At 35.9% G+C, this 13,266-nt stretch carries 9 protein-coding genes and 2 pseudogenes; 9 read left to right on the top strand and 2 right to left on the bottom strand.

Going from position 1 to position 13,266, the window contains the following annotated elements:
* Positions 1–377: 377 nt before the first annotated feature.
* Complete coding sequence (locus JFU24_RS06435; RefSeq protein ID WP_201224962.1) at positions 378–665, top strand: hypothetical protein; 288 nt, start codon at positions 378–380, stop codon at positions 663–665.
* 1,014 nt (positions 666–1,679) lie between these two features.
* On the opposite strand, the pseudogene JFU24_RS06420 reads toward JFU24_RS06435, so the two are convergent.
* Positions 1,680–3,074: pseudogene (locus JFU24_RS06420) on the bottom strand (IS4 family transposase); the annotation flags it as partial.
* A 225-nt stretch (positions 3,075–3,299) separates the two neighbouring features.
* On the opposite strand from JFU24_RS06420, the gene JFU24_RS06415 reads away from it, so the two are divergent.
* The 8 genes from JFU24_RS06415 to JFU24_RS06380 all read left to right on the top strand — a co-directional run bounded on the left by JFU24_RS06415 (position 3,300) and on the right by JFU24_RS06380 (position 11,459).
* Positions 3,300–4,691, top strand: coding sequence for an MBOAT family O-acyltransferase (locus JFU24_RS06415; RefSeq protein ID WP_201249739.1), 1,392 nt, complete (start codon positions 3,300–3,302; stop codon positions 4,689–4,691).
* 12 nt (positions 4,692–4,703) lie between these two features.
* Positions 4,704–4,937: a DHHW family protein gene (locus JFU24_RS06410; RefSeq protein WP_201249738.1), complete on the top strand. Its 234-nt coding sequence runs from the start codon at positions 4,704–4,706 to the stop codon at positions 4,935–4,937.
* Positions 4,938–5,037: 100 nt separating this feature from the next.
* On the top strand, positions 5,038–6,051 hold the full coding sequence (locus JFU24_RS06405) for a DHHW family protein (protein ID WP_201224959.1): 1,014 nt from the start codon (positions 5,038–5,040) through the stop codon (positions 6,049–6,051).
* A complete protein-coding gene (locus JFU24_RS06400; protein WP_201224958.1) occupies positions 6,048–6,212 on the top strand; it encodes a hypothetical protein in 165 nt (54 codons plus the stop codon). The genes JFU24_RS06405 and JFU24_RS06400 overlap by 4 nt, the downstream gene beginning before the upstream one ends.
* A gap of 29 nt (positions 6,213–6,241) precedes the next feature.
* Positions 6,242–7,078, top strand: coding sequence for a metallophosphoesterase (locus JFU24_RS06395; RefSeq protein WP_201181230.1), 837 nt, complete (start codon positions 6,242–6,244; stop codon positions 7,076–7,078).
* Positions 7,079–7,105: 27 nt separating this feature from the next.
* A complete protein-coding gene (locus JFU24_RS06390) occupies positions 7,106–7,753 on the top strand; it encodes a response regulator transcription factor (RefSeq protein ID WP_201249737.1) in 648 nt (215 codons plus the stop codon).
* Between the two features lie 175 nt (positions 7,754–7,928).
* The gene (locus JFU24_RS06385) at positions 7,929–9,116 is read left to right on the top strand and encodes a sensor histidine kinase (protein ID WP_201249736.1); all 1,188 of its coding nucleotides are present in this window, start codon (positions 7,929–7,931) and stop codon (positions 9,114–9,116) included.
* A gap of 36 nt (positions 9,117–9,152) precedes the next feature.
* Positions 9,153–11,459, top strand: coding sequence for a glycoside hydrolase (locus tag JFU24_RS06380; protein WP_201181225.1), 2,307 nt, complete (start codon positions 9,153–9,155; stop codon positions 11,457–11,459).
* Positions 11,460–11,839: 380 nt separating this feature from the next.
* Here the strand turns inward: JFU24_RS06380 and JFU24_RS06375 are convergent.
* Positions 11,840–13,249 (bottom strand): annotated as a pseudogene (locus tag JFU24_RS06375) (IS4 family transposase).
* Positions 13,250–13,266 lie beyond the last annotated feature (17 nt).

The following is a 13,266-nucleotide window of genomic DNA, read 5'->3' as shown; positions in this document are numbered from 1 at the left end:
AATCTATGAAATGAATTATTTAGTACACTAAGACTAGGAGCAATTGGACAGTGGCGCATTCGAAGAAATTGCAAATTAAATTAATAAAAATATTTGAGCCCTCTTTCCTTTGTAGGAGATAGGGCTTGTTCCTTATAGAAAGACAAATATGAAGGAATGACAAAGTATTACACCCGTCAACTTGTGGAAAAGCACAAAGAAATTCATCAAAAAATTGAAGGGCTGAGGTATCCAAATGAAAGCCCAGTTGCGTTCCGTGGGAAAATTTAAAATCTCGACGAGCGAACGACACAACAGCTCTCAAAAGGTTCAAGGCGCTATTTAACGTGGGAAGCAAATGGAAAGAAAGGGGTTGGAATTTGCAGTGATATAACGGAATGCAATCGAAGGGAACTTCTGTACATATTGAGTGTTATGCTTGTGATTGGTTTGTGCCAAAACTTGAGTATTATGACGACTATAAAGCTGAGCAAACTCATTGGAAGAATGTTATAGATCAAACATCAAAAGATCCAAATCGAGCAGCTCATTTTGAAAATGCGGTACGCAATGCCAGTTATTTAGAGAGAATTATCAACATATGTGAAAAGGGTATTGAAAAATCCAAGGAAGAGAAACTTCAAAAGCAGGTCAGCCACCTGCTTAGACCACCTGAATGGGAGTGAAAATATGGCTAATGAAGGATTATTTGAAAAGCAGCAGATGCGTGAAGACAGTATTGAGGGTGTCAAATGGTAAGTTCAGTACTTGAGAGATTTAGAGGATACTAGAATTAGAGCATAGAAAATCGCGGATATTTCTGGACTAAGTCGTACGGTTTTATATAAATCTCATTTGCGCCCTTTATGGGGTAGAACGTGGAGCAAAAGTGAAAAAGAACGGCAAAAAGTAAACACGATACAAATCGTCAACTTCGGGTACAAAAGAAGTTAGAGGGCCAGATTGTTCTTTTAGAACAACAACTGCAGAAGAATGAACATCAAAAAGAACGCCTCTTAAATTCTCTAGAAAAGGAGAAATCACGTTCCAGCGTATATCGTCAGGATTATGAAGAACTTAAAGAGAGACATGCTAAACTCCTCCACCATAACCTGCGCCTCCTTCGAAAGCTACATCTTCATGGAGTAGACACAGATGAATTTGATGATAAAAAAAATGCTACTTTCGAGCCACAATAATTTTATCAGACAGTCAGTTCTTAATTACTGTCATGGCTGCTCTCAATCAATTAGAACAAGATCTTATTCTTATGTGACAACGTGAAGGAATTGTGCTTGCTGAGAATGGAGGACTGATATTGAGATTGTGAAGGTTGCTACTTAAACTGAGGGAGTGTTAGAAGAGGAATGAAAATACCTTTCTCTTTAATATCGCATTTGACCCATACTACGTAGTAGATAAGGAAGCTCATAAAAAAAGCGTGAAATACCACGCTTTTATGACTGTCGTTTTTTTAATTGTAAATTGCCTTTATTAAACATAATAAGTCCATTAATTCTCTCGTATATGGCATACAAAGGATATAGCAGACCAATAAACACGATAATGGAAGGTATTTTATCAATGACAGGTATTATGCCAGATAGCAAAGTTATTAATGTTTCTGTTAAGTAAATAAATAAAGGAATTATTGCGATCAAACCAATTAAAAGAAATGGGGTTACTTTTGTTTCTTCGACAATTCCAGCTCGTTTTCTTCCTTTTCGCGCAGCTGTCCGTCTGTATAGAGCGCCAAGATAGTTTTTGGAGGCTCCAACTGAATGAGCAGCTTCAGTTAAAGCAGATTTTAAATATTTATTTCCCTTTTTGCCTCTGGTTGATTTCCTTTTTCCTGCACTTTCATTGTGTCCTGGTACGAGGGCGGCCCATGAACATAATCTGGCTGCACTTTCGAACTGTTTTTCAACGTCCGTTCCGATTTCAGCTAGAATTTGTTCTGCCATTCGAGTGGCAATTCCAGGTATTGAATCCAGTCGTTCTATGTTTTCTTGATACACACTAACTCTTTGGGCAACCTCTTGATCTAGTTTTTCAATCTGCCAACGAAGTGAATACAATGAATGCACGTAGTCCGTCGGTATTTCTTCTAGCGACGTGTTCGTGATATATACATTCATGCCCATTAAACGTTTACTTTTATCTTTCATGACAATGCCTTTCTTCTTTTCACGTATCGCTTGATTTTTCAGGCGTGTTTGCGTTTGATCGTCGGTTAAACGATGGATAATGACACGTGCTGGAAGCTTCTGATTTTGTTCAATGTATGCCTCGGGTATTTTCATCGTGTCACCAGGGGTTAGACCAGACATCATTTGTGTCATATCAAGCTGGATGTATTCTGTTTGCTTTTTTAACGTGCTATTTTTGAAGTATTCTGGCTCAGGGTTTTTAATTTAAATGCGGGTATTCAGCTTCAACCGCGAGATATAGTAAGCCTCTTTATCATGAATGGCTTGTAAGTCTCCTAAATCGAAGTAACCAAGATCACGCAAACATAAATCGCCAGCCCCTACGGTTTCAAGACAGATGGTACCGTATGTTTTATCAATTCTTTCCTGGTCCAAGTTGCACGTTAAGAAATTGACCACTTAGTAAATCATATTCCAATTGAATTTTCACGCCTGCCGTATTACTACTCCCACCTGAACCTTGATAGTCAGTGGGAAAGAATCAGGTAGCTGAAACACAGTCGCATCTAAAATCCGAATACGTTCGAATGATGAAATCATGTGTGAAGATAGCGATTGTGTCGCACAAAGTTTTTGTGTTAGGAGTGAAGTAAAGACTTCTCGAAGGAATGCGACAGCTGCTGGATTAAAGCGTTAATTGAGTCCCTCTTGGCTCATTAGTACACCCGTCGAAGCCTCTAACCGACTACATAGTTGCGTAAGCGATGTACTAGCGACTTCTTGGCTGAGCCAAACGCAAAGGGCGATGAGTTCATTTGCTTGATACTTACTAGATCGTTGCACAAAATCAACTTGTTTGGCAGTTTCTTGTAGGACTATTGGAGATAGAAAGCGTTGTAATTCTTGTGCGAAAAGTGTCAGTTCACTGGAGTTGATAGGATTCATAAAAAACACCATCCTTTCTCGTAAACTTCTTATGATAAGCATAGCGTTTTTTCATTTATTTATCTCGATGCATTTGAAAAAGCATAGAAGAAGACAAAAAAAGTGGATATTGATATTTGGACATTAGAAGATCGAACTGCCACAGCCTTTTAGGTTGTGGCAGTTTTTTGTTTGTAACATTGCTGTCACAGAGGATTGTTACTATGTAAATGAAAGGAGGATACGATGGTTTTTTCAAGTCTTTTGTTCATTTATTTATTTCTACCAATCAATATAATACTGTATTACTCAGTGAAAAATAGAAGCTTTAGAAACATCATTTTGTTAATAACATCATTATGTTTTTATGCTTGGGGTGAGCCAGTATGGATTGTCCTATTACTTATTAGTAGTTGTGTTGATTATTGTCATGGATTGTATATTGAAAGATTTCATGGAACGAAATGGGCTAAATACGGTGTTGTTTCTTCCATTATATTAAATCTTTCTTTGCTAATAGCATTTAAATATAGTGCTTTCATCTATGGAAATATTAATCTTATTTTTAATACGTCGTTCCAAATACCCGATGTTGCATTACCAATTGGTATATCTTTTTATACCTTCCAAACAATCTCTTACACAGTGGATGTGTATCGAGGAAAAGTACAGGCACAAAGAAAATTTTCGACTTTCCTTTTGTATGTGTCATTATTTCCACAGCTAGTGGCGGGACCGATTGTTAGATATGCGGATATTGCCAAACAAATAGAGCATCGAACTACAAATATTAGCCAAATTAGTGATGGTGTGAATCGATTTATAATTGGATTAGGAAAAAAAGTATTGCTAGCTAATACAGCTGGTAGTTATGCCACGATGTTTATGGATCGTTCTTCGGAAAGTTTAACCGTAACAGAAGCATGGTTTGGTATTGCGATGTTTACGCTGCAAATCTACTTTGATTTTTCCGGATACTCAGATATGGCTATAGGGTTAGGAAAAATATTTGGCTTCGAATATAAAGAGAATTTTAACTATCCATATATTTCACGATCTGCTACAGAATTTTGGAGACGTTGGCATATATCTTTAGGTAGTTTCTTTCGAGACTATGTGTATATCCCACTTGGTGGAAACCGAAAGAATGAATTTTTTAATTTGATGATTGTATGGTTTCTAACTGGAATTTGGCATGGCGCTAGCTGGAACTTTGTTGTTTGGGGACTATATTTTGGGGTTTTAATTTACTTAGAGAAAAAAATGATAGGAAGAGTTTTAGAAAAACTGCCGAGAATTGTTTCACACTGCTATTTACTAGTGGTTGTAATTATAGGATGGACTTTCTTCTACTTTACTAACATGAATGATGCTTTCTCTTATTTAAAAGTTCTCTTTGGTTTTGCTAATCAAAGCTTCGCTAGTACTGAGTTATATATTATTGTCACTAATAATATTTTCTGGATAGTGATTGCTATTTTATTATGTACACCACTAATCAAAGTCATTGGGAAAAAGGTTTTCAAAGGTGCTATGTATAAAGGTTGCTTGATTACTGGGAATGTTATGATTCTAATCCTGTGTACAGCTGTTCTGATTAGTGAAAGCTATAATCCATTTCTTTATTTCAGATTTTAAGGAGAGTAATGAATGAAAACCGGTAATAAATTCGAGATAATCCATATCGGTATTATGGTTGGAATTGTAATAGTGGGCTTTACATTATTCATTATATTACCAACAGATAACATTTCTGAAAATGAAAGACGTCAATTAACATCCTTCCCTACTTATTCAGCGGAAAACTTTCTAAATAAAAGTTATTCCAAACAAATAGATGTATATGTGAATGATGCATTTCCATTTCGTGAGCATGCTGATTGAGTTGAATTCCCTTTATAGTAATGCAAAAGGAATACGATTAGGAACAGATGAGATACAAATATACAATATAGAGAAATAAACAAAAGGACATTTAAAAACAATGAAAAAATATATGATAGTTTCAGCAATTGCGACCCTACTAGTTGCAGGATGTGCTTCTAAAGACATAGAAAATGAAAGTAAGGGGAGCATTGTTGAAGATAATAAACAAGAAGTTCCAGAGAATACCACTGCTGAAAAATCCGGCACCATTATTACACTTGGCGATCGAGCAGTCGAAATTTTTTACGGAAATGAAGAAACTGAAAAGCGATATTCCAATACTATTTCAAGTATGAAACAAGCTCTAGGAGAGCAAGTAGAAGTATATAATATGGTAGTTCCAACAAGTGTAGAATTTGCGCTACCGAAAAAGTATCAACATATGTCCAAACCGCAAAAACCTGTTATTGATAAAATTTATGACAATCTTAATAGTGAAATTAAGACAGTCGATGCGTATAAAGCATTAGAAAAACATAAAAATGAGTATTTATATTTTAATACGGATCATCATTGGACATCACTAGGTGCATATTACGCTTACGAACAATTCGCGAAAGAAGCAGGATTTAAAGCGAAGTCATTAGATGAATACGAAAAATATTCTAAGAAAGATTTTTTAGGTACATTATTTACACAAACTCAAGATACTAAACTAAAAGAGAATAAAGATGTTATTGATTATTACAAGATTCCCGTTGATTACAAGGTATTTCGTTATGAAAAAGGGAAAGAAGATACAGCAGTACCTTCAACGTTATATGCCGATTATGCAAATGGTGTAAATGCTTACTCTATATTTTTACATGGAGATTTTCCAATGATTAAAATTCAAAATAATGATAGTAATAAAGGGAGAAAACTAGTCGTTGTAAAAGAGTCTTATGGAAATGCATTTGTGCCATTTTTAATACCTCATTATGACGAAATATATGTAGTGGATTCTAGATATTACAATAGTAGTTTAACGAAATTAGTAAATGAAGAAGAGGTAAAAGAAGTATTATTCATCAATAATATATTTGCTGCTAATACGGAGAAAATTGTGAAAACACTTGAAGGATTACAGTGAAAAAGCAGAAGCCTATTCCAAGTGAGGAAACCATGTACGTCTTTGATTGCGGATGCGTAGATTACAAACACTTAAAAGATCGAACTGCCACAGCCTTTAAGGTTGTGGCAGTTTTTGCTTGTAACATTGTTGTCACACTGAGAATGTATGGTAGTAGTTAGTCTTCATACATAAGAGAGGTAGTGTGACTTTGAAAAGAGTAATTTGGAGAGTTATCAAATGCTTGTTCATCCTAAGCATAGTCGTAATAGGAATCATTGTTTCTGCATGTAAAATAGAGCCAAAACGTTTGGTGACAAGGGAATTTGAAGTAGAGCTGTCATCGGAAAGTCGGGAATCTATCAGAGTTGTTCAGTTTTCAGATGTGCATTTGGGTCCTAATTATTCATTACACCAGCTAGAGAAACTGGTCGATAGAATAAACGAGCTTGAACCTGACATCATCGCTTTTACGGGCGATCTCATAGATGTAGTATCTGAGTTCGAGGGAAGGTCAGAAATAAGTGGCATATTGGGTAAACTAAATAGTAGATATGGCAAATATGCTATTTGGGGAAACCATGATTACGGAGGTGGCGGGGTCAGGTTTTATGAAGACATTATGATAAAATCAGGATTTAAGCTACTTAAAAATCAGAATAGTGTCATTGAACTTGACGGTGGACAGTTAGTAACGATTATAGGGTTGGATGATGCGATGCTTGGACACCCAGATATTGAAAAATCATTTGCGGGTGTTAACAGCCAGGAAGCCAAATTGTTACTGCTGCATGAGCCGGATCTTGTAGACGAAATAGAGGCAGATCGTTTCGATTTAGCCTTGGCGGGACACAGTCATGGCGGGCAAGTGGTTGTCCCGTTATTTGGTCCTCTGGTGACACCCCCTTTTGCGAAGATATACACAAAAGGGATGTATCAGTTAGCGACGGACACATATCTGTATGTAAATAGAGGAATCGGCACGACGAAGATAGCTGTGAGATTTTGGAACCCTCCGGAGCTATCAGTGTTTGACTTAGCTATGTAAAACTTAATGCCGAAGGAGGAATAAGAAATGGATGTTTTAATCGCAGATGATGAGCCGCAAATGGTTAAGATACTTTCAACCTATTTCAAAAAGGAAGGCTTCAATGTCCTGACGGCTAATGATGGGCAGGAAGCATTGGATATATTTGAATCGACCAAGATCGAGTTAGCTATTTTGGATTGGATGATGCCGAAAATTGATGGTATAGAGGTATGTAAATATATCAAGGATAATAGCCAGACTAAAGTTCTGATATTAACAGCGAAAGGTCAAACGGAAGATGAAATAAAGGCCTTACATAATGGGGCTGATGAATATATTAAGAAGCCATTTGATCCACAAATACTACTATTAAGAGCTAAAAAACTTATGAATAATAGCGAAGAAATTAAAGTAAGAGATATTAGGATAATGGAGCATGAAAAAAAAGCATACAAGCACGAAGAATTATTACAGCTTACCAAGATTGAATATGATTTGTTGCTGTTTTTCAGTAGAAATAAAGGTGTTATTTTATCGAGGGACAGGCTGGTTGATAGCGTTTGGGGCATGGATTATGATGGTGATCTTCGAACAGTCGATACGCATATCCGGAGACTAAGAACTAAAATCGGTACTGATATTATCAAAACTTACCGAGGTGTGGGCTATTGTCTGGAGGTGAAGGAAGATTAAAATCGGGAGCAAGTTTTCAGTTGGTGTGTCATCCATTGTTATTTGCACTTTTATATTTTCGATGGTAGCAAATATTTTCCTGGTAGACAGATATTACATCTATGAGCAAAGGAAGATTTTAGACAAGATAGCGAGCGATATACGTAGTGTATCTGAAAATAATTTTGTGAACGACTTGGAACGCATAGAAGAGGAACACGCCGTAACCATAGTGTATTCAGAAATCGGTGGCAATTTGGATCGACTGAATGACAACATAAAATCAGAATTTGAAAGGAAGAAATTAAAGCTAAACAAATTTTGGATTACGGAAAGTACGTTACATACTTTGCAGAACAACAGTGTGAATAAAATCTATGACCAAGGCGTAAGCAAATATAAAGTTCTAACTAAATTTATCAAGATAGATCATTTTATTATTGCCATAGCATTGCCATTACCACATATGGAAGAAACAATTTTAATCATCAATCGATTGAATATATTTCTAATGACTATTTCAGTACTATTGATTGTTTCTTTAGTAGTCATTCTATCTAAAAAAATTACAAGACCTTTAGAATCCTTGAAAGTTTTGTCTCAGGATATAGCTGATTTGAAATTCAGGAAAGAAGAGATTAACACCAATGATGAGGTAGGCGATCTTGCAAAAAGTATAAATAGTATGAGTGAAAAATTAGAGAAAGCCCATGATGAAATCAATGGTCAAAATAAGCGATTGAAAGAATTAATGTCAGATGTGTCCCATGAGTTAAAAACGCCACTATCCATAGTGAAAGTGTATGAACAAGGTATAGTGGACGGTTTAGATGACGGAACATTTAGAGATATAATTGAAGAACAGATTGAGAAAATGGATGTCTTAATTGAAAAGATGTTGTTTTGGACAGAATTAGAAAGTAGCGCATATACCAAATCTAATTTTGATTTGGGTAAAAGAATGGTAGATATTATGGAGAAATACATGTTGATTCTAAAGGAAAATGATATTGATTGTTCCTTGCATTTTGATGCGAGTGAAGAATATTTTGTTAGTGCAGACAAAGAAGGAATAGATGTTGTTCTCGATAATTTAGTTACGAATGCAATTAAATATTCCAATGATAAGCGAATCGACATTACGTTAACTAGAGAGGCTAATGGCGTGAAGTTGACAATTGCTAACGGGGTTGGCGACATGGAAGAAAGTGATTTGGACAGTATATGGAGACCTTTTTATGTATTAGAAAAATCAAGAAGTAAGGAGCTTTCTGGCACAGGTTTGGGATTACCGATTATCAAGACCATCTTGGATCATCATAATTTCGATTTTGGATTTGAATTAAAAAATAATAGATTAGTGTTTTTTGTAACATTCGTGTAACACACCGGGATTACACTAGTTATGGAGGTGCAATACATGAAAAAAATACTATCAATCATGTTAATCGCTACAATTGCAACGAGTGTCCTTACCGGCTGTGTGAAGGACAAAAATATACCTAGCAAAGAGGTCCATTCACAGATAGATAATTTGGACTTTAACTTTAGTGTGGATCCAGAAACTTTAGCGTTTGAGGTAGAGTCCAATGGAACTATTGAAAGAGCATCGGAACCACTGGAGAAAATGGAGGTTTCAAATTTAGAAGACAGTGGAGATACTATTACCTGGAGCTATTTAGAAAAGGAAATTGATGTTGAAATTGAAAAAAAAGATGAGTATGTAGATGTATCCATAATATCTAACAAAGATGGAGATAACATGTTCGCGTGGCCGAAAGTGAAAGGTGATGGATATATGCTCCCGTTAAATCAAGGGAAGTATATTCCAAGCAATGATTCTATTTGGAAAGAATATTTAAGTGAAGAAAAAATGAAGGTGATTGAGGCTTTCTCTATGCAGTTTTTTGCAGTTGAAAAAAGTGAGTATTCACTAGTCTATATAATTAAAAATCCTTATAATAGTGAAATTAATTTTAAGACAAAAAATGATATTGAGTTTACTTTTAATCATGAATTTCCAGCTATTAACGAACAGAAGGAATATGGTTTTAGAATATATGTAACGAAAAAAGATCCAGTAGATGTTGCAAAGACTTATAAAAATTATTTGGTTGAACAAGGGGACTTCAAAACCTTGGGCGAAAAGACGGGAGAAAATAGTAATATTGAAAAGCTTTATGGTGCCCCACATGCTTATTTTTGGAATAGAACTGTGATTTCAGAGGAAAATATAGAATGGGCTATACTGAGAGACGCTATCCCTGAAAAACTGAAATTATGGATTCAGAGGTTACTAAATACTAAAGTTGAGGATGGTTCAGAACTTTCATCGGCCTTTAATGATTTAAATAACTTAGACTATGTAGACAAATATACTAAAAATAGAATTGTCAAAGGCTTAAGTGCTTTAATTCAGCTAAAAGAATTCTATAATCCAGAAATTTTTACTGAAGCAGATAAAGAAACACAGGAATTATTGAACAAAGGAATAGACAATATAAATGCTGTTGAATTAATTGACCTAAATAAGAGATTATTAAAAAGCGTACTTGGAAATGCAGTTGACCCAATAGAGCAGTGGGCAGATGCAAATACTGTAGAAGTGATTAAGGATATGAAGGATTCAGGGCTAGAAAAAATGTGGATTGGTTTGGATGACTGGCAGGAAGGATTTATTAAACCGGAGCTAGTAACAGAAGCCGAAGATATGGGCTATTTAATTGGTACCTATGATTCGTATCATTCAATCCATGAACCAGGTAAAGAGAAGTGGGAAACTGCTAAGTTTAAAGATACTTCACTTTATGAGAATGCAACTGTAACCAAAAAAGATGGGAATAAGATTGAAGGATTCCAAGGTGAAGGTAGAAAGTTGAATCCGACGCTTGCAATGCCTAGTGTAAAAGAAAGAGTAACTTCAATTTTAAATACTGGTTTAGCATTTAATTCATGGTTTTTAGACACGGACGGCACTGGGGAGATCTATGATGACTATACGCCAGAACATGTGACTACTGAAGAGGAAGATATTCATGCAAGAATTAAGAGAATGGAGTATCTGCAAAAAGAATGGAATATGGTAGTTGGAACTGAGGGCGGCAATGATTTTGCTAACAAAAATGTTGCTTTTGCACATGGAATAGAAACGCCATCATTTTCTTGGATGGATAAGGATATGAGCAAAAACAAAGAAAGTGACTACTATGTAGGGAGATACTATTCGAGTACTGGTGGAGTTCCAGAATTGTTTTCAAAACAAATACCTTTAAAGAATAAGTACAAGAAGTTATTTTTGGATTCAAACTACACAATCCCATTGTATAAGTTGGTTTACAACGATTCAGTGATCACGACTTATTGGTGGGGATGGGGAACCTTAAAAATAGAAGATGAAATATCAAATAGGATGTTGTATGAAGTACTTTATAATGTACCTCCTTTATATCATATAGATAAACATGAGTGGGAAAAACATAAAGAAACAATAGTAAGACATTCTAAGGTATGGTCAAATTTTAGCAAAAAAGCAATAACTGAAGAAATGACGGGTTTTAAAATTATATCAGATGATAGGCTAGTTCAAATGACTGAATTTGGTGAAGCATTAAGTGTAGTAGCCAATTTTTCGGAAGATGAGTTTAATTTTCAGGGTGAGACAATACCAGGAAAATCATTGTTAATTATTGATGGAAATAGTAATACTATCTATACACCGAAAAAGTAAGCGTGAAATCGGCAACATTCTAATTCCTTATTTTTCATGAGACAATCTTCCAAGAGACTGAATCCTTGGTTGGCTGCTTTTACCACAACTTATCGCTAGTTTAAAAAGCATATTACCAGCTTAAATGTAAGAGGCCATTGGAAAAGTCCATGTGAATCAAAAGGCGTTGTTTACTCATTTTTTTGAGCGAACGATGCCTTTTTTAAAAAGTAAATTACTTTCTACACAGTTAAACCCATTTTGATTTATTAGGGGTCCAGTCACATACCCATCAAGCTAACAACGGAAATGACTAGATATAAAATGCCCATTGTCGCAAAACGAGCGAGTGATGGAGAAGTAGGCACGCCAAAGAAGCCTACTAAAATATGATTTTTTTGCTAGGCAGCTTGTCTAGGCTTCACCGTCTTTTCATACACAACCCCTAGATTATCAAAAACGGTCTGCTTCTTATATCGATGACATTTACGACCGTTCTTTTTGAGTAGCTGATAAAGGCGATGCAGAATCGTTACAAGTTCATTTGGGTCATCTTTCATTGCTCGAAACAGTAACGGAAAGTAATCTTTAATCATGTAAATCGCTTTGTATTCACTCAGCTCTTGCTTTTTCTTTTCAAGTAGAAGCTGTCGCATTTGAAACATCGTAGAAGAACAAAGGAGAATACCGATGAGTTGCCCATATAAATGGCATTCTAGGCGTTCTTTTTTGATATTTTTACACTAGTCGATTTCAAAGAACGACTTCCATGTTTTAAATAACATTTCAATCTGCCAACGTAACTAATATAACGGATGTACATATTCTGTTGGCACTTCTTCCGGTGATGTGTTCGTGATGTATACGTTGATTCCCATTAGCCGCTTACTTTTGTCCTTCATGACAATACTGTTCTTTTTCTCACGTACGGCTTGGTTTTTTAGTCGTGTTTCGGTTTGATCATTCGTTAATCGGTGGATGATTACATGTGTCGGTAATTTCTGAATCTGGCCAATGTAAGCTTCCGGGATTTCAATGGTCTCACCTGGTTCCAGTTCCTCCATGATCTGTACCATATCGAGCTGAGTATATTCTGTTTGCTTTTTCAACGTGCCATTTTTGAAATACTCTGGTTCCAGATTTTTCACATAAATACATGTATTTAATTTCAAACGAGATATATAATAGGCTCTCAACTCATGAATCGCTTGTAAATCTCGCAAATCAAAATAACCTAAGTCACGCAGGCATAAATCACCTGCCTCGACACTTTCAAGGCAATCCGCATCATATGTTTTGTCGTTATTTTTTCCTGGCCCTAGCTGCACATTTAAGAATTGGCCACTAAGCAGATCGTATTCAAGTTGGATTTTCACACCAGCCGTGTTACTACTCCCTCCAGAGCCTTGATAATCAGTGGCGAAGGAATCAGGTAGCTGAAACACCGTCGCATCTAGAATCCGAATACGTTTGAAAACAGAAATGATACGTGAAGTTAGCGATTTTGTAGCACAGAGTTTCTGTGTAAGGAGTAAAGTAAAGACTTCTCGAATAAATGCGACAGCTGTTGGATTAAGCGTTGATTCAGTCCTTCTGGGCTCATGAGTACGCCCGTCGAAGCCTGTAATCGACTACATAGTTGCCGTAAGCGATGTACTAGCGACTTCTTGGCTGAGCCAAACGCAAATGGCGATGAGTTCATCTGCTTGATATTTACTGGATCGCTGCACAAAACCAACTTGTTTGGCGAGATCTTGTAGGACTATTGGAGATAGAAAGCGTTGTAATTCTTCAGAAAGCGAGAGGTCCATGAAAAAACGTCATCCTT

Origin of the sequence: Peribacillus sp. TH27 (genome assembly GCF_016650915.1) — a bacterium.
GTDB classification, from domain to species: Bacteria; Bacillota; Bacilli; order Bacillales; family DSM-1321; genus Peribacillus; species Peribacillus butanolivorans.
The sequence above is the reverse complement of the archived record's forward strand: the minus strand, read 5'-3'. Positions and strand labels throughout refer to the sequence as shown.

What these genes read in the sequence shown, in the direction of transcription:
- JFU24_RS06435 (WP_201224962.1), top strand. Translation starts at nt 378, where the DNA reads ATGCAATCGAAGGGAACTTCTGTACATATTGAGTGTTATGCTTGTGAT.
- JFU24_RS06415 (WP_201249739.1), top strand. Translation starts at nt 3,300, where the DNA reads ATGGTTTTTTCAAGTCTTTTGTTCATTTATTTATTTCTACCAATCAAT.
- JFU24_RS06410 (WP_201249738.1), top strand. Translation starts at nt 4,704, where the DNA reads ATGAAAACCGGTAATAAATTCGAGATAATCCATATCGGTATTATGGTT.
- JFU24_RS06405 (WP_201224959.1), top strand. Translation starts at nt 5,038, where the DNA reads ATGAAAAAATATATGATAGTTTCAGCAATTGCGACCCTACTAGTTGCA.
- JFU24_RS06390 (WP_201249737.1), top strand. Translation starts at nt 7,106, where the DNA reads ATGGATGTTTTAATCGCAGATGATGAGCCGCAAATGGTTAAGATACTT.
- JFU24_RS06380 (WP_201181225.1), top strand. Translation starts at nt 9,153, where the DNA reads ATGAAAAAAATACTATCAATCATGTTAATCGCTACAATTGCAACGAGT.